This window comes from Niallia sp. M35, assembly GCF_050971705.1.
GTDB lineage: Bacteria > Bacillota > Bacilli > Bacillales > Cytobacillaceae > Niallia > Niallia circulans_A.
On sequence record NZ_JBPCEP010000015.1, the window covers coordinates 121,160 to 138,557 of the forward strand.

Annotated in this window: 15 protein-coding genes; all 15 read right to left on the minus strand. The window is 30.3% G+C overall.

Annotated elements, in window-relative coordinates; all coding sequences use genetic code 11:
* Positions 1 to 3: 3 nt before the first annotated feature.
* Positions 4 to 1,095 (minus strand): DnaA N-terminal domain-containing protein, encoded by a 1,092-nt coding sequence (locus NiCM35_RS20555; protein ID WP_152116074.1) that lies wholly within the window; start codon positions 1,093 to 1,095, stop codon positions 4 to 6.
* A gap of 355 nt (positions 1,096 to 1,450) precedes the next feature.
* The gene (locus NiCM35_RS20560) at positions 1,451 to 1,720 is read right to left on the minus strand and encodes a hypothetical protein (protein ID WP_016205235.1); all 270 of its coding nucleotides are present in this window, start codon (positions 1,718 to 1,720) and stop codon (positions 1,451 to 1,453) included.
* Positions 1,721 to 2,225: 505 nt separating this feature from the next.
* Positions 2,226 to 3,944, minus strand: coding sequence for an LPD1 domain-containing protein (locus NiCM35_RS20565; RefSeq protein WP_152116075.1), 1,719 nt, complete (start codon positions 3,942 to 3,944; stop codon positions 2,226 to 2,228).
* A gap of 65 nt (positions 3,945 to 4,009) precedes the next feature.
* Positions 4,010 to 5,014 (minus strand): DNA cytosine methyltransferase, encoded by a 1,005-nt coding sequence (locus NiCM35_RS20570; RefSeq protein WP_152116076.1) that lies wholly within the window; start codon positions 5,012 to 5,014, stop codon positions 4,010 to 4,012.
* Between the two features lie 11 nt (positions 5,015 to 5,025).
* Positions 5,026 to 6,108: a DUF6094 domain-containing protein gene (locus NiCM35_RS20575; RefSeq protein WP_222125405.1), complete on the minus strand. Its 1,083-nt coding sequence runs from the start codon at positions 6,106 to 6,108 to the stop codon at positions 5,026 to 5,028.
* 80 nt (positions 6,109 to 6,188) lie between these two features.
* Positions 6,189 to 7,988, minus strand: a complete 1,800-nt coding sequence (ltrA, locus tag NiCM35_RS20580; protein ID WP_016205239.1) for a group II intron reverse transcriptase/maturase — start codon at positions 7,986 to 7,988, stop codon at positions 6,189 to 6,191.
* A gap of 800 nt (positions 7,989 to 8,788) precedes the next feature.
* The gene (locus NiCM35_RS20585; protein ID WP_016205240.1) at positions 8,789 to 9,193 is read right to left on the minus strand and encodes a single-stranded DNA-binding protein; all 405 of its coding nucleotides are present in this window, start codon (positions 9,191 to 9,193) and stop codon (positions 8,789 to 8,791) included.
* Positions 9,190 to 9,849, minus strand: coding sequence for a JAB domain-containing protein (locus NiCM35_RS20590; RefSeq protein WP_152116077.1), 660 nt, complete (start codon positions 9,847 to 9,849; stop codon positions 9,190 to 9,192). Before NiCM35_RS20590 ends, NiCM35_RS20585 begins: the two co-directional genes overlap by 4 nt.
* A gap of 45 nt (positions 9,850 to 9,894) precedes the next feature.
* The gene (locus NiCM35_RS20595) at positions 9,895 to 10,254 is read right to left on the minus strand and encodes a DUF6018 family natural product bioysynthesis protein (RefSeq protein WP_016205242.1); all 360 of its coding nucleotides are present in this window, start codon (positions 10,252 to 10,254) and stop codon (positions 9,895 to 9,897) included.
* 202 nt (positions 10,255 to 10,456) lie between these two features.
* On the minus strand, positions 10,457 to 11,593 hold the full coding sequence (locus NiCM35_RS20600; RefSeq protein WP_152116078.1) for a DUF418 domain-containing protein: 1,137 nt from the start codon (positions 11,591 to 11,593) through the stop codon (positions 10,457 to 10,459).
* A gap of 98 nt (positions 11,594 to 11,691) precedes the next feature.
* Positions 11,692 to 12,942 (minus strand): replication initiation protein, encoded by a 1,251-nt coding sequence (locus tag NiCM35_RS20605; RefSeq protein WP_084668800.1) that lies wholly within the window; start codon positions 12,940 to 12,942, stop codon positions 11,692 to 11,694.
* Between the two features lie 1,564 nt (positions 12,943 to 14,506).
* Positions 14,507 to 14,728: a hypothetical protein gene (locus NiCM35_RS20610; protein WP_016205245.1), complete on the minus strand. Its 222-nt coding sequence runs from the start codon at positions 14,726 to 14,728 to the stop codon at positions 14,507 to 14,509.
* 521 nt (positions 14,729 to 15,249) lie between these two features.
* Positions 15,250 to 15,522: a hypothetical protein gene (locus NiCM35_RS20615; RefSeq protein ID WP_016205246.1), complete on the minus strand. Its 273-nt coding sequence runs from the start codon at positions 15,520 to 15,522 to the stop codon at positions 15,250 to 15,252.
* Positions 15,522 to 15,962 carry a hypothetical protein gene (locus tag NiCM35_RS20620; protein WP_016205247.1) on the minus strand — a complete coding sequence of 147 codons (441 nt, stop codon included), beginning with the start codon at positions 15,960 to 15,962 and terminating at the stop codon, positions 15,522 to 15,524. Before NiCM35_RS20620 ends, NiCM35_RS20615 begins: the two co-directional genes overlap by 1 nt.
* 614 nt (positions 15,963 to 16,576) lie before the next feature.
* Positions 16,577 to 17,251 (minus strand): SOS response-associated peptidase, encoded by a 675-nt coding sequence (locus NiCM35_RS20625; RefSeq protein WP_152116568.1) that lies wholly within the window; start codon positions 17,249 to 17,251, stop codon positions 16,577 to 16,579.
* Between the last annotated feature and the right edge of the window lie 147 nt (positions 17,252 to 17,398).

Sequence of the window (17,398 nt, forward strand, 5' to 3'; positions counted from 1 at the left end):
TAATTAAACTTGCTTATAACATTCATAATGGGAGAAATTTATGTCAGTGATCCAACTACCTGTTTTATTCACCCATTCTACTATATTATCTTTATATCTTTCTTCTAGCCAATCCATAGCAAATTCGTTCGGTGCATAAATAGTTAAAATATTATTTTGAACTTTTATTAGGATATCTTTAAACCAAGTATCGAAAGAGGGTTTAGAAATATTTGCTTGTGCAGATTCTAGAACAACAGCTAAAAGCAGTTTTTCATCTTGTGTCATATTCTTTTTTAAATGTACCTCTGTTTCAGAATAGGTAATAGTTGGGTCAACTTCTTCACTTTGAACTTTTTTATGAATATTTTTAAGTATATCTTTATATTGTAAGTATTTATTGTAAATCTCCTCATAATCTAATTGTTCTGGAAGGATATCCGCTTTGTTTTTTAAATGCTTCTTGGTAAAAACTTCGTGCTCTTTGCGTAATCTAGGAGGTAATCCTTCACGCTCTTTTTTTAGCATTTTCTTTACATGAGCAGGTGCGTTTTCAGGGATAATTATATTATTATCTCCCTCTATTAGCTTTTTAGATAATAAAGGAGTTTGTTTCCTGACTTTAAAAATAGGACTCTCTTCCATATTATTCCGAGACTCATTTATTACATTAAACTTATAGACAAAGCCGTAATGCTCTAGTATATCTAAATAGGTATGTAATGTTTTTCTTGATTTATCCATTTTCTCTGAAATCAATTCAAAATTGGGATACACATAGTCTTTTTCCCCATAAGCATGTCTTTTTAAATATGCATATAATCGTGTGGCGTCTCCCAGATAAAATCCCCAAAAGTCAAAAAAATAGTTATTAAAAATAGTAAGTTCACCATCAATTGCTGGAATAGACTCTCCGTGCTCGTCTAAACTAAAATTTCTAACTTGATTTTCCTCAAAGATCAATTTATCTTGCTCTGGGTAAAAATAGGTTTTATATTCTTGAGTATCCTCTATATTTATCAATTTACTTCTTTGCGTAAACATACCTGTATCTTTTAATCGAAAATACTTTAGTTTATCCTTTTTACCTTTTAAATTATAATACTCTTCTTCCACTATTGTTCCTCCTAAGTAAACCCAAGTAAACAAATTAAAGAAGGAGTTTTACTTGCTAAAACATATATTTATGTTAAAATATTTTCAAGAATATAAGTTTAGAAAACTCCCGCTTTCACTCAATTAAACTACTATCAGTTTAGCGCCTGATAGTTTAATTGTATCTAGGTGGTTTTTTTTATTTTATCATACAAGCTTTTGTTTATGGATTAAACAAAAAGGGAAAAACCCTATGACAAAATACCAAATCGAAATTTGGCCTTTTCATAGGGTTTTTCCCTTTGTATTTAATATTGAATTTATTAAAACATACTTTTTGGAATTATTCAATAGGATTAATTTCCAAAGGTATTAATTATTTCAATATGATGGAATTTATTTCTCTTATTAACTCTTTTTCTTCATTAATTTTTAATAAGTAATCGGCTTGTTCCTTAGAAATTAGCAATTTTACTTCTTGGACTTTTTTACATCTATTTTTAGGTTTTTCTTGAATTATAGAAAGTAAAACACTAGATCTTATATTTTCATTACAATTTGTAAAATTTTCCTTTAACAAAGAATATAAAATCACATAATTATCTTCAGATGTAAAACCTATCCGTTTTAATAAGTAATTTTCCATCTTAATATCCCTCATTCTTATATCATCTTCTATTTATTTTAACTTATATATACAAACATTTTATAAATTTCTATAGATATCTCTCAATAAAGTATATAATTCACCAAAAAAAAGCTAACTAAACCAACGTTTACTTAGCTGTTATTACACTTTAGATATTAAGTAATAAAGTTCCGGTATACAGTGAATTTCTTTATAAATTTCCTATTCTTTTGTAACGCTAATGACATATTACCTATATTATAACCATTTTGAGGAAGAAAACAACTTTATTTTTAAAGTCCTTTGGACACTCCATTTATTTATTCACTCTTCAATTAAATTGGCTATTAGTTATCATTTTACCATCATCATAATAAAACTATAGTATAAAGTATATATAAAGAATAAACAAAATGTTAGGGTCTAAAGTTAGAGTTATAAAGAAGTTAATAGTAATTTTTATATAAAAAAGAAACCCAAGGTATCTTGAGCTAGATATCTTGGATTTCTTATATTTTTTGATTTATAATATGTCATTGATCTTTAATGTATCAAATAATATATCAAAAGCTTTATTTATTTTTTCTCGCTCTTTTCCTTGAGGAAAAGCAATCTCATCTGATGTCCCATACACTAGATAGTCATTACGTCTATTAGTTGCTGATAGTTTATCTGCAATGTAAGCTTCAAACGCCCTTGCAGCCATTTCAATAATATTACTCCAATATTTAGATTCATTTCCATCGTCTAACTCGATTGCATTTAGGTAATATTGTGATTTATCAGTTGGATAAGGCATTCTTTCAACTCTTTCTCCAGTAATTTTTTCATGATACCAAGCCATAGCCAATGCATATTTTTTAACTTCTCTTTTTGCCCTTCTTTTGAGTTTTTCTTTTTCTTTCTTTAGTGAAATTTCTGATGCTCCATAATACTGAGAAAAATCAAGTCTTCTATTTATGCTATCTTGCTGAATAGTACATTCTTTTTTTATAGCTAATGCTATATCTCCGTTAAAACGTTCATAATCTCTTTTTAAAGCAACTCCTCTATAAGTAACATCATCTTTGTTTGTGTTTATGAAATATGCTGTTCCATTTCCTTCTCTTAAACTCTCAGATAAATATTCTAAGGCACTTTTTATTTGAGAAGGTATTTGTTCACCTAGTGTATTACATTCTGTTCCATATCCTCTACTACTTGTATTTTTATGACTTTTAATGTAAATGTAGTGATCAATGCTATGAAATAGCTCATGGGCGAGAATTCCTAAACAACCTTTATTTTTTGTCATATTAATAACTCTTGATAGAGCCTCATAAGTACCTAATGCATTTCCGCCTCTTCCTCTTGCTCCAAACGCTAGTCCAAGTGTTCCATCTAAAGATAAAGAAGTAACATCAATTTCAAGTACATCTGCTAAATCCAAAATTGCTTCTGAAGCTCGAACTAAATGCTCCATGCCTTTTTCATCATCCATATAATGGCCAAATTGCACTCCTCGAAATCCAAACAACTCCACCAAATCTTCTGGCTTTTTTACCGCGCTTGGTTTCCCACCTCTTCTATCAGGTCTTTCTGGTAATACTCTTTCCCATTTACTATTTTTCTTTTTTGTACCTTTTACGCCATTTTCCTTTTTCCCAAAGATATCGTCCCATGTATTTATTTTTGATGCTGTATTAATAGATGATTTATATCCTGCCCTCAGAAAAAATTTTAAGAAGCTTTTCCCTAAAATAAAGAAATTTGTATCTGATTCTTTATTTCTTTCTAATATAAGCGTTTTGGAAAAACCAACAATAAAGTCTGAAACATCGTCCCACTTTTTCACTTTATTAATAAGTTCTAAGAAACTTTGGATTGCTAACATAAAGTCTCTTCTTCCCTCTTTTGTTTGAACAGCGGGAACCTTATCTATTCTATTAATAATTAATTGCTTCAATTTAGCAACTCCTGGTTCTACACCATTTTCCTTCTCAAGCTTCAGAGAAAAAGATTTTGTTAATTCTCTTTTGGTTATTAATTCCTCTGAAAGAAGCGGATTAAGCTTTTCTATGTTTTCTAATTCTTCCTCAGAATGATTTTCCTGAAATCTTCTTTTTATTTTATCTAATTCTTTTCTAGAACCAGTAATAAAGTCTCCAACGTCATATGCAACATTCTTATCAATTTGCTTTTCTGTTCTTATTTCTTTAACTTTCTTAATATTAAGGTCAAAAATACTTAATTGTGAGTTCATGTTTATATCCTCCTAATAAACGGATTAGAATATTAGATCTAATCCGTTTTTTCCATTTTATATTTTTAAATAATCAACTCTAATTGCCCTTTTGTATTTGTTAGTAAATCTTCTGCAAAATCCTCTTTTAGAATAACTTTAAAAATTGCTTCTAAAATTGGGACTACTATACTATTTCCTGCTAGTTCGTAAAGAGTAGCATTTCTACAACCCTTTCTAGAAGGGAATTGTTCCAAGATTAATTCAAAATCTTTATCATCAAAACCCATTAATCTCCATACTTCTCTTTCAGTTAGATATCTATATCCCACTTTATCTTTTAATCTAATAATTCCAGCGTTAGGACATCGATCTTGTCTTTCTGTTATAGTCCAACAATAATCTTCTATTACGGATAATCTACGTTTGTACTTATCCGTTTCCTTTACTGGGTTAAATTCTTCTATTCTACTCAACATACTTGGAACATTAACCAAATACTGAGAGCCAGTTACTTTATTCTCTAAAAATTCACTAATATGACGCATTGGGGTTCTTTCTAATTTATTGAAGTCAAATGCCTCTTTTCCAAAAATGGATATACAAAACACTCTTTCTCTTTGCTGTGGAATACCAAAGTCAACAGCATTTAAAACATCGAAAGAATTTGTGTATCCTAGTTTACGCATTTGTTGAATATAAGAGTTAAACGGGCCAATTAGGTCTCTATCTAAAACGCCTTTTACATTTTCCCAAATTACAACTTTTGGTTTCCACTTCCCCATATTTTCTATAATTTTAAGCGTTTCAAACATTAATGAACTGCGAGTCTTAGTCTTTATATTTCCACCTTTTCTATATCCTGACCTTGAAAAATCTTGGCAGGGAGATCCGTGGATAAGGATATCCGGCTTCAGATTCCATCCAACAACGGATTGTGGTTTATGAGCATGGTCATATAGAGCATTATAAGCACGTACTCTATTTTCTTTTATCTCTACATAATCTATAGCTTTATGATCAACCCCCAGATTTAATAAAGCTTTTCTTGGGGCCCCAATACCTCCGAATAATTCTAAAATTTTTATCATATCAATCACCGTCACACTAATTTTTTTATCATCCCATTTGGAGTTATTATCTTTACAGATACATCCCTCTTTGTTCTGGTTTTAGTTATTACAGTCTTGCTGCCATTGTCGTGATGTTTTACCTCTTCATCCACAATTTTAGAAACGGATTCAAGACCTTGTACTAAATGATAATTTTCGCCTTCACCTAGCTCACCATTAATCGCTCCGCTTGCTAATAATAAAGACAATTGCCCTTGATTAAGCGGCAGAATAGGTTCTCCACCTATACTTAATTGGCGTGGCTTGGTTCTATTCATAAAAGCTTCGAATCCTTTACTCTCTCTAATACTTTCAACAAAATCGTCTTTATTTGCCAATTTTGTATAAAATGTAGATAAGTTTTTATAACCGCTTGGTACATTCCATTTAAATTCTCTAGTTACAATCTGATCAATCGTATTTACATTCTTTAATATAAATTCCTCGGAATCCATTCTTAATAAAAAATCATATAATTTTTCATTAATTCCTTTATATTTTCCTGCCTTTTTTCTTCCAATAAAAATACACTGTTTATAGTCTTCATAATCCTCTTTTGAAAATCGCATAATGCCAACTTCATTAAAGTTAGTTGCTAAAAACCTAGAAATTTTTTGATCTGCAAAACGATATGAAGGAATAATATATATCAATATTCCATTCTCTTTTAGATATCTATAATTCCTTTCTAATTCAACCCATTCTTTTCTTTTGGCTGAAGAATCATCCATCCCCTTTAATGCAAAATCATATGGTGGATTAAGAAATAAGAATGACACAGCTTCATTTTGTATTACCATAGATTCTATAGGGGCATTTATACAATGATTCAAAAGCTTTGAAGCGCGTTCAGCACGTCTTCTATCAAGTTCGACTCCATAAGTATTAATAATAGTCTCTTCATTATTAAAGGCAGCTGCAAGTTGATTTAGAATCTCTCCCTCTCCGCAAGTGGGATCAAACCAAACACCACTACCTTCGACATTTAGTAATTTAATGATATATTCACCTTGTGTTTCAGGTGTTGCAAAAAAACCTGCTTTTAGTTCCGATAGGTAAGTCTTTGATGTAATCTCCGACTTTTCCCCCGGTTAGCACCGTACGTGAGACTTTCACCTCATACGGCGCCCCATCTAACTGGTTATACAGTTTACTAGTCTTTAATAGGTTGTAGTTTGCAAGCTTTACGAAGCTTGTTTAATTTCTTTAGTTGATATTCGTTTATATTCAACAACCTCATATATTTTTCTATAGTTTCCTCTTTCGTAGCATGAACCAAGATATGAGCAAATTTATGAAGTACAGCCAAATTTTCGTATTCGTCAGTTCCACCTAAATATATAGGTGTAATATGGTGGCAATGATAGTTGTGAATGTCTCTAGTTAGGTCCACATCTGTAACAAAACATTTGCCTTTACTGGCACTGAACTTTGAGACACGATTATCATTGTATTGAATGCTTCTTTTCTCAATGTAAGTTTTCGCTAGTTGTTGCACAGCTTTTTGAATGTTATACATGAGATTGACTTTACTATTTAGCTCTCTACCTTTCGGACTGTAGTCATTAATATCTTGTTGAAATTGTTTCACCACGATAGATTTCACCGCTGAAACAGGAATTAAAGGTACTTCTTTGATGGAAAAGGTAGTGTAATTGTATCTTTCATATCCTTTCACTTCACATTTGCCTGATTCACTAATTTTTGAAAGATTATTCCATATAGTTCGGTAAGTTTTGTAGGCAATTTCTTTCATATCAACGCTAACGTGCGATGCAGCAGAAAAGTAGTTATGAATTCCTCTAATATAAGAGTTGTATTCATATGCTTCTTTTCGGGTGTTAGAACGATATAGTGTTCTAGCTCTTTCGCGTAAGGATTGTATAATATCTTGTTTCTTTTTATCGCTGATGAAACTATGTGCTACGATTCTTTTTCCTTTCCTAACCCCTTTAATTTTGAATCCAAGAAATTCGGATTTTCTTTTGCGGAGATTAGTTATCTTCGATTTTTCTTTCGAGATATTTAAACCTAGTCTCTTTTCAAGGAAATTTTGTACTGCAAAATACCATCTTTTCGCTTCATTATATGAAGTTGTGATGATTTTAAAGTCGTCTGCGTACCTAACAATAAAGCCTTGCTTCATGTTTGTTTTGGTCTGCAAAAAGCGGTATTTACGAGTATCTTTACTTCCTAGTTTGCTAATGTCGAAGGTTTCAAATTGGTCACTTACCCAATGGTCGAGTTCGTTTAGAACGACATTTGAGAGTAAAGGGGAAAGTATTCCACCTTGTGGAACACCTTTGTTTGGTATCCCTTCACCTTCAATATTGGCTTTTAACATCTTTTTAATAATTGCCAGGAGCTTTTTGTCCTTAATACCTAAAGAAAATAGTTGTTTAATCAATTTGTTGTGATTGACGTTATCGAAGAATCCTTCAATGTCAATATCAACAACATAATGATTTTTCCCTACGTTTATAAGGTTTAGCATCCTTGCAAGAGCGTGATGTGTTGAGCGGTTTGGTCTAAAACCGTAGGAATGTTCAAAGAATTTCGCTTCACATATTGGTTCAAGTATCTGTTTTATGGATTGTTGGATAAGTCTATCTTCCATTGTAGGTATGCCAAGCGGTCTTTCCTTTCCATTAGCTTTAGGAATGAAAACTCGACGTACACTATTAGGGTGGAAGTTGGCTAACCTTTCTCGGATATTATTGATAAAGGTAGCTTCATCCATTATTTTATAATCTTTGATACTTAATCCGTCTGTTCCAACAGTTTTACTGCCCGTATTGGATTTGATATTTCTATATGCTAAAAGTAGATTGTCTCTACTAATAATTAGTTCATAGAGATTAGAAAATGAAAAATTTTCTTTTGATTTGGCGTATAGATTATCAAAAATTGGTTGCATTAAATAATATTCGGAATATCTTACACTATCATTCATTGGTAAGTTCGCTACTCTCCTTTAAAAGGATTTTGCCTACTTGTCCTAACCGATTGCTTACCCTAGTAATTTTCTGTTTAATTCCGTTAGACTAGTGGCCTTCCCTCCACAGTTTGTTATCCCTGTTTCTTCGGTACCATGCCACCACCATCACGAGTATTAACACACGTTATAGATTTGCTCTTTTCCGTATGAACGCTTCAAAAGTCTCCGAACCTCCACGTTACTCGCTTTCCACGTTCCAATCATTCCTATCTGTTCATATATACTTAGGTGCTTTCTTTACAACTACTTGCTGGAGCAACCCTTCTTTGTTGCTAAGGATTTTCATAACAAACATTCTTACTCATCCTCACAAGTACCGCTTTATACGGCGATGATTATTCCTAATCATCTAGGTTATAGTTGTGTACATTCGAAAGTTCGTCAGTTACAAGGACATTCTCACCATATATATTTTATAGACACCCGATTTATCGTTGAACCATTACATATAACAGCATTGGGACCAACTTCAATCGACTTTACCTAGCTTCACACCTCAAATCCTTCGGAGGGAGTTGACGCATGTAGGAGTCTTAGTGACTATGCTTCGGGGTGGTTAGTTCCCTCATTTCATAGTTTGGAATGACAGTTAGATATGAATTTGCAATCCCATATCCGAGCTTTTCACGACTTTTTTTAATGTCATTTATAGCTCAACGTGTCGCACGTTTGTTACCTATATGAGACATGTTATTTCCTCCTATTTTTAATCATGAAAAAACGCCCATTCTATTAGAATGAACGTTTACTCAATATTATCTTTCCCAAGGCATTATATCCTCTTGATGATAATTCTCCTCATATGAATATTTGTGATTATTCTCTCCATCATCCTCAGTCTTCAGTCTCCTTTTACCTGAATCTAAAAAGACTATATCTTCTGCAATGATTTCAATTTCTGTTTTATTATCCTTAAATTTTGCTTGCAAACGTGCTGTAACAGCAATTAAACTACCTTTTTGTAAATTATTATGACAAGTGGTAGCTAACTTTTTCTCTTTAAATGCTTTAATTGGAATAAAGTCTGCCTCTCTTTCTCCATGCTGATTTCTATAGTTTCGATTTACAGCAAGTGTCATAAAACAGACTGGATTTTCCTCTGTACCTGCTAAATAAGGATCTCTACTCAATCGGCCTATTAGGTTACATTGGTTTTTCATGCTAATTCTCCTTTGGACTTATTCGTAATCTCTTCCGCAATAGAAACGCACATTTTTTTACCCAAAATAATATGATCAAGTACCTCAACATTCATTAGATTGGATATAGATAAAAAATAGTCGAATAAAGAATAGTCTTCATCTTTTAAAACTGCATAACCTGCAGGTTCATTACTACAGACTACTATTTTTGAAGCGTTTCTTTTAATTGCTTGTCGAAATGCCAAATGAACTAAGTCTTTATTGAGTGTTCTAGTCCCTTTAACAATATTTTGTCTGCCTATAACCACATTATTCTTATTTAAAAATAAAAGATCTAATTGTGAATCCTGCTTATAACGAATATCTCTCACATATTCAATTACATCAAATTTAGAAGATATTTTAAATTCCGATTGCCAATCAAATTTTGGTACCATATTTAAGATTCCATTTAGTGCTTTTATTCTAAATAAAGTTTCCGTAGTTATTCCTTCGAACTTCAATAGCTCCTCTTCAGATAATTGAGAAATCCCACTAAAACCTAACTCACCTAAAGTATCGATCGTTGAGTCACATACGGTTTCACCGACAATAATAGCCAGTAAATGTGGAAGACTAGTGTCATTCTCCCCAAAATACTTAATATATTCCTTTGCGTCGTTATATCTACTCATAATAAATCTACCTCTCTTAATTAAATGTAAATGTCCTCATAGCTCTTATTCAATATCAAAAAAATATCCCATTATCGCTTTCTTTAAGCGTGTAATTGTAGAAGGTTTTTCGTTGATAGTTGTACTAAAATGATAAACCTTATCGCCTTTATACCTCCACATTACTTTTGAGTTAATTCCTTGCTCTAAACACTCAATAAATACTAAGAATTCATTAAATGCATGTTCTTTTGACACTGACTTAGCTTTAAATATTCTTCGTTCCCCATCTGGCAAAATGATCTCGATACTATGACGAGAATGTAAGATTGGTTTACTAGCAATAATTTTTTCCGCTTTTCTTTTACTTTCCTCAAATACATTTCCTTGTAAAACTGGCCCCTTACTAATTGTTTCTTTCATCATTTTTCTTCATCCTCTCAATATATTATTTATATAAAACGCAAAAAAGCGCCCTGAGAGATGGTTTAATGAATTACACATAAAGTGTAATACTCAATAAATCATCCCAAAGGACGCTGCGTTTAATATCTAAACTGCTAGCCGATAAAAGGCTGCTAAAATGTTAAAAATATAAAATAGTTACATTTTCATTCTACTATTATATCTATTTCTTATCAACCCTATTATAGGAAGGAGTCCTTTTATAGTAAGTTAACTTACGCCATATCGATTCAATGGGTCCTTGCTTATGTTTTTTTAACCACCAATTACTTAATAATATTTGTATGAATATTAAAGCTATAGAAAGAAAAACTAAATGACCAGGTGAAACTTGTGCATATAACTTAAATACTTTAAACAGGAAAAAACAACATGTTGTTTGGAATAAATAATTACTCATAGATGTTTTTCCTATATTAGCAATTAATTTGAAATGCTTTCCTGTTTTTTTTAGTAATAACAGAATAGATAAACCATAAAATATGGACATGCTTATATTACCAAAAATTTCTGAAAGTCTTATTAAAAAGTAGGAGTCAGAATATATTATTGCTAATGTTTTTATTGCAATACCAATACTACCACTTATCACCCACATTAATTTGTGGATTCCCTTAATATTAGTAATCAATGCTTTATTTTTTCCTAATATCATCCCTAACAAAAACATTGGATAAATACTGCAGAACAAAGATGGAAGATTTTCTATAGAGTAAATCGTTAACCAATCAACAGTATTTTGTAATAATGCAATTCTTCCCCCTGTTTGATAATTAATAATCACATTTTGTAATAAGTTATAATCAACAGCTGCAATTTGATAATCAAATAACAGTATCTTAATTAATTCAAACAACATTGGAATCATAAATATACCAATCAGCAGCATCATAACACGACCAGGAACTTTATATACAGGAAGTAAGAACAAACCGATTACTGCGTATATCATGAGTATATCTCCATAAAAAATGAAAAAGGCATGTAAAAATCCAATTGCAAACAGTATCCATAATCTCTTTGAGAATAAATAGTAAGGATTATATCCTTTGTCTTCTGCGTTCTCCATAAAAATAATTGCGCTAAAACCAAAAAGGATAGAGAAGAGGGAATAAAAATTACCTTCAGCGAAGATAAATAAAATCGATTCTACTAGTTTATCAATAGGATCCATCCAAATACTACTTGGAGAGGATTCATATAAATGAGGACCACTTAGTGGTAATATATTTGCAAAAGCTATGCCTAAGATTGCAAATCCTCTTATAATATCAATTGAATGTATTCTTTCCTTTCTCATTATTCAGTCTCCTTCGCAAAAAAGACTACTCCAAATATTAGGTAACTTTGATTTACCTTCATATTTGGGGTAGTCCCATTGAGTTATTTTTTGTTATGTTATCTATTATATCGTTTCTGTAATTGTTCATCTTTTTTGGTTTTAATTTGATACATAATAATTGTTTTATATTTTTCCCATAATTCACTTGCAACTTTTTCACTAACGTTCATGAACTTCATGAAAAATGGAATTACTTCTTTTTCTAGAAAATAATCTGGAATTAATTCCTTACCAGGCGCATATTTTGCAACGATGTTTTGACGAGCAAGATTTAATAGAGATTCATCTATTTCATTTATATCATCTATTACTTCTTTGCTAGTATTTTCCTCTTTTCCTATATCAGGATCAACATCTTTATTTTCATACTTACTTTTTAACACTTTTGATATGTAATTCTCATAATTTTCAATGTCTCTATGCTTTATTTCTTCCAAAACTTCTAAAATTAATTCTATTCCATACTTTTTCCAGGATAGAATTTTCTTATCAGAAATAGCGATACCATGAATATATAGAGATTTCTTTACTGATTCAATAAATTCTTGTGCTTCTTTTGAAAGAGGAGTCTGTTGTTTAGGACTTTTTTTATGAATATTAAAATCTATTGCTACTGTTTTTCTACCTTGTTTGACTTCTTTAAAAGAAAAGTATAATTCTCCAGTTGCTTCTAATTCTTTTTTTGCAACATTTAATATTCGTTGTTTGAAATTCCCGTATACAGGATACTTATCCCCTACTCCAATCATCCTTTTAAGTTCATCTAGCTCTATTGTTCTTTTTCCAATTTTCTCATACTGTTTTAACAGTTCATAAACTCTCACTGTATATCCACTTTTTAATTTTTTTATATCATCAAATGAATATCCTGTAAATCTACTGTCTAAGCTAATTAAATAATCTTTAATTATTGGATTAAAAGAAACATGAACAGTACCATTATCATATATAATAGCGCTAAACCATGGAAACCATCCCATTTTATCATTAGACGAGCGAATCTTTATTCTTTTTCTTGTTAGATCATCAGCTAACTCTTTTACCTGACTATGATAATTATTTCCTTTAACATTCATGACTTCTGCAAATTCTTTAACAGTAATTGTGTAGTCTGGAAATTGGGAATCATTTTTCTTAATTTTACTAGCAACATATCGAATAAACTTATGCTCTAAAGTGGTTAATTCATTATCATAATAAGCCTCTATTAAATCATTAGACTGGATGATTAGATCATTTACTTTAAATTCAACTTGCTTTGTTTCTATCAAACTATCACCTACTAACAAGTTTGTAATCTTAAACAAATTATGACATTATTTTCAGAGAAAAGAAAGTGAAATATAACAAAAGATTATTAACTGTTATATTTCAGAATATTCTAATTGGTAATATCTTAAACTTGCCTACCCCAAATATGTCATAGTTCTGCTTTTTTCATAGATAACACTATCCCAAATATGTTATAGTTCCACTTTTTTCATAGATAACATTATCCCAAATATGTTATAGTTCCACTTTTTTCATAGATAACATTATCCCAAATATGTTATAGTTCCACTTTTTTCATAGATAACATTATCCCAAATATGTTATAGTTCCGCTTTTTTCATAGATAACACTATCCCAAATATGTTATAGTTCCGCTTTTTTCATAGATAACACTATCCCAAATATGTTATAGTTCACTTATTCCGTAGATAACACATCCCAAATATGTTATAGTTCCGCTTTTTTCATAGATAACACTATCCCAAATATGTTATAGTTCCGCTTTTTCCATAGATAACACTATCCCAAATATGTTATAGTTCCGCTTTTTTCATAGATAACACTATCCCAAATATGTTATAGTTCCGCTTTTTCCATAGATAACACTATCCCAAATATGTTATAGTTCCGCTTTTTCCATAGATAACATTATCCCAAATATGTTATAGTTTCGCTTTTTCCATAGATGACCCTACCCCAGATATGTTATAGTTCACTCATTCCATTGATAACATTATCCCAAATATGTTATAGTTTCGCTTTTTCCATAGATGACCCTACCCCAGATATGTTATAGTTCACTCATTCCATTGATAACATTCCCAAATATGTTATAGTTCACTTATCCAAAGATAACACTATCCCAAATATGTTATAGTTCCTTTTTCAAAAGACACTGCATCCCAAAAATTTTATAGTTCAATTATTAAAAGAAAAAACATCCCAAATATGTTATAATTCAAAATCTGAAAAAAGATAACATATTTGGGATGTTTTTTAGTAGTAATTTTTAAGAGCGTATTAAATATATTTTTTAATAAAAAATATATGCATATCATTATGATTTTAAAGATCCTGTGGACTCGAGTAATTTAAGAAATGCAATTTATAAAAGATGTCTTTAAATTATCAACTAAATGTAACGTGCTTAAATATCATTTGTTCATTTGATCCCAAAATTGTTATACTTTATCCCAAAAACGTTATTTTTTATCCCAAATATGATATATTTACTATCATTAAACACAGATATATCAAGGGTTCATCAGATACCTAAAATATTAAAACTATAAAACTAAGGTAACTACATATCCTAAAAATGTTATATTTTATCCCAAAAATGTTACATTTTCACCCTAAATTTGCTATATTTCGTCCCAAAATTGCTATATTTCATCCTAAAAATGTTATATTTTATCCCAATTTTGCTATAATTGTCTACTATTAACCTATTAGTACCAAGGGTTTAAAGCTACGATAAAATATTAAAACATCTAAAACTATTAAAAATAAGTTAAAATATTAAAACTAGAAAGCTAGATAATTTATATATAATAAAGAGTATAGATAAATTATATTATCCATACCCTTTGTTTAGTACTAATATTGTTTGATATAAATTATTTTAAAAGACACCTCTTTTAATTTAGCAATAATACTATCAATTTTATTTTTTGTATTCTCAAAATCCCTAGTAGGGTATTCTTTAAAAAAACCATGAGCCATTACCCATACCTTATTTTCATAACCATAAATGTCAACTTTATTAGTCCAACCATCATTATTTTCAATATCTTCTAATTCTACATGTTTTAATAACATCTTATTTCCTCCAATATAGATTTAGTGTCAAGGATGTGTTCTAGATACTCTCTAACTTACAAAATAGCTGTTATTTGCGCTTCTGTTATAAGAGAAAGGTTTCTTATCTAAAATCTATAATAATTGTTCTAAAAGGATTTTCTCCCCTCTAATGCAATCCTGCTAGTTTACCAGTTTATAATATCAAGTATGATTTTTTTAATGCCTTCTGTGTCCACTTTAGAACATATAATTTCTTGATTCTCTAAAATAAATCTAATGTTTCCTTTTTTTTCGATTATATAATCCCATCCACGTTTATTAAGTATGTCAATTAAATCTTTTTCATTAAGAAACCACTACTAGTGATAATAGTAATAGTGGTTTCTCCCTTTTCCTTATTGGATATTATTGAATAACCTAACAATGTTCACATTCTTAACATTTATATTTAAAATATGAAACATACTATAGTTTACCTTGATAATTCTCTTTGCATGGTCCTCGTTAGCAGCCAAAATATCTGTAGTTATATATCTTTCTTACTCATTAAATTTAAGTAGAACCGACACGAGAAAATGTTTCTTAATTGTTTTTTGGCCATGATAAATTTCTGATGAATTATCAACGAATAATACATCTTCTGTTTTTATTATTTTTGGTATATTGCCTTTTTGAGATATTTTAATAAAAGCGGGTTCATCTTTTATAAGATGATATACAGAAATATTGCCCTTTTCTTCTATTTTTCCGTCAATCAATAATATATTTTCACGAATTTGATAGAAATGTTTACTAGTATAAAAATCAACCATTATGCTAATTCCTCCTCAAATGAAAAAAGATCGTAAGTGGTTGGAATAATATATTCAACCAATTCTTCGATCCTTTTTAACCCGCTTATTAATTTTAAGCTTGTATTCTTTTTACTTCTCAATTGGAACACTACAGTATTATTAGTAACAATTATATTTATACTGTTTTTTTGATAGAAACCCCTTGTGTCAATAGTAATTATAGATGGATTATTATCTAAAAGTGATAGCCAATCATTAGAGTTTTTCCCTTCCTCACTTAACATATACTCAATACAGGTAATTGTAGTATTTAAAGTTCCTAATGAAAGGTCAAACATATAAGCAAAGCTCATAGTATTATTACCATTAAAATACACTCTATATCCCTTTTCTCTTTGATTAGAATGTCCTTTAAATGGTTCAATACGAAAAACTATATCTTCAAAATACCATTCCAATCCATCTTTTTTTACTTGAAAATCCTATACCCTTTAATAAGCTTTCTAACTTTGTAGGTTCTAGAGGACAAAAGCATGTGATTTTATACATATGTAATCCTCCTACAGACATTAGAATCAAATAATTTAGTCGTCGTCAAAACCTTTCCCTCCTAGTGAGTATTTTGTTTCATTTCTATTAATTTTCTTTTTTGTCGTTTACTTTTTTCATAAAAAAAAGCCTTCAGGACAGTTAATAGCACAGCTGCTATTAAAACTGAACCCAAAGGCTCTACATTTACTAAGTAAAAGAAAAATCCAAAATAGAAAAATAATCTGATTTAATTTTAACTTTTTATCCTATTATTTTCAATAGTTTCAAAAGATATCGTCAGTTATTCGAGCAGGACAGTCTGTTTACAAAAAAAAATGAAATATACTTTTATACTTGAAGATACATCACAGTCATAGATTTCTATAATTTCCAGATACATAATTCATAACTAACTTTCCAGCAGCATCTATTTTAAAATTCGACTCTAGAATCGTTTTATTCGAATTAGATTTAAACTTGAACACAAATTCACTGTCGTCAATAAATGCTTTCACACAACACTATAAGTATTTGTTGTTTTTTAACAAATTTGCTGAATTAAGTTAGGTGAATTGTTTTTTGGAGAATTAACATCATTTGAAACTTCAAAAGCATCCATTTGTTCAAAGTCAAAGGGAACAAGTAATTTACTTAACGAGTTAGTATCGGTATTTGTTGGATTTAGCCAGAATTGTTCATCTTCAGGTTTTAATATGACTGGCATTCTATCATGTATTTCAGTCATTAGCTTATTTGGTTGAGTGGTAATTACAGAACATGAGTATACCATTTCTCCTTCTGGGGATTTCCAAGATTCCCAGAAGCCAGCCATACCAAATGGTTGATTATTTTTAAGTTTTATACGCATAGGAATTTTACGTTCATTTGTACGTTTCCATTCATAGAAAGAATCAGCAAGGATCAAACAGCGTTTCTTTTTATAGGCATTACGAAAACTTGGCTTTTCGGCAATTGTTTCTGAACGAGCGTTAATCATTTTATAACCGATTTTCATATCTTTAGACCAGGGAGGAATTAATCCCCAACGTAAATATCCAAGACGATTCTTTTCACCATCATTGATCACAGAAAGTACGGATTGAGAGGGAGCTACATTATAGTTTGGGTTATAATGGGATTCTTCAATTGCTGAGTCGATATTAAAGCGGTCAATAATTGTTCCAAAGTCGGTAAATAAAGTAAAGCGACCACACATGCTATCACCTGCTTTTTAGGTTAAGTGTAGCAAAGTAGAATACGGAAAACAAACGAGTAGTAACTTATCGTCAAGTACGATAACTACTACTTATTATTATATTATTAATAATACGAAATCAGCCTTTAAAAAAATAACGCGCTACCT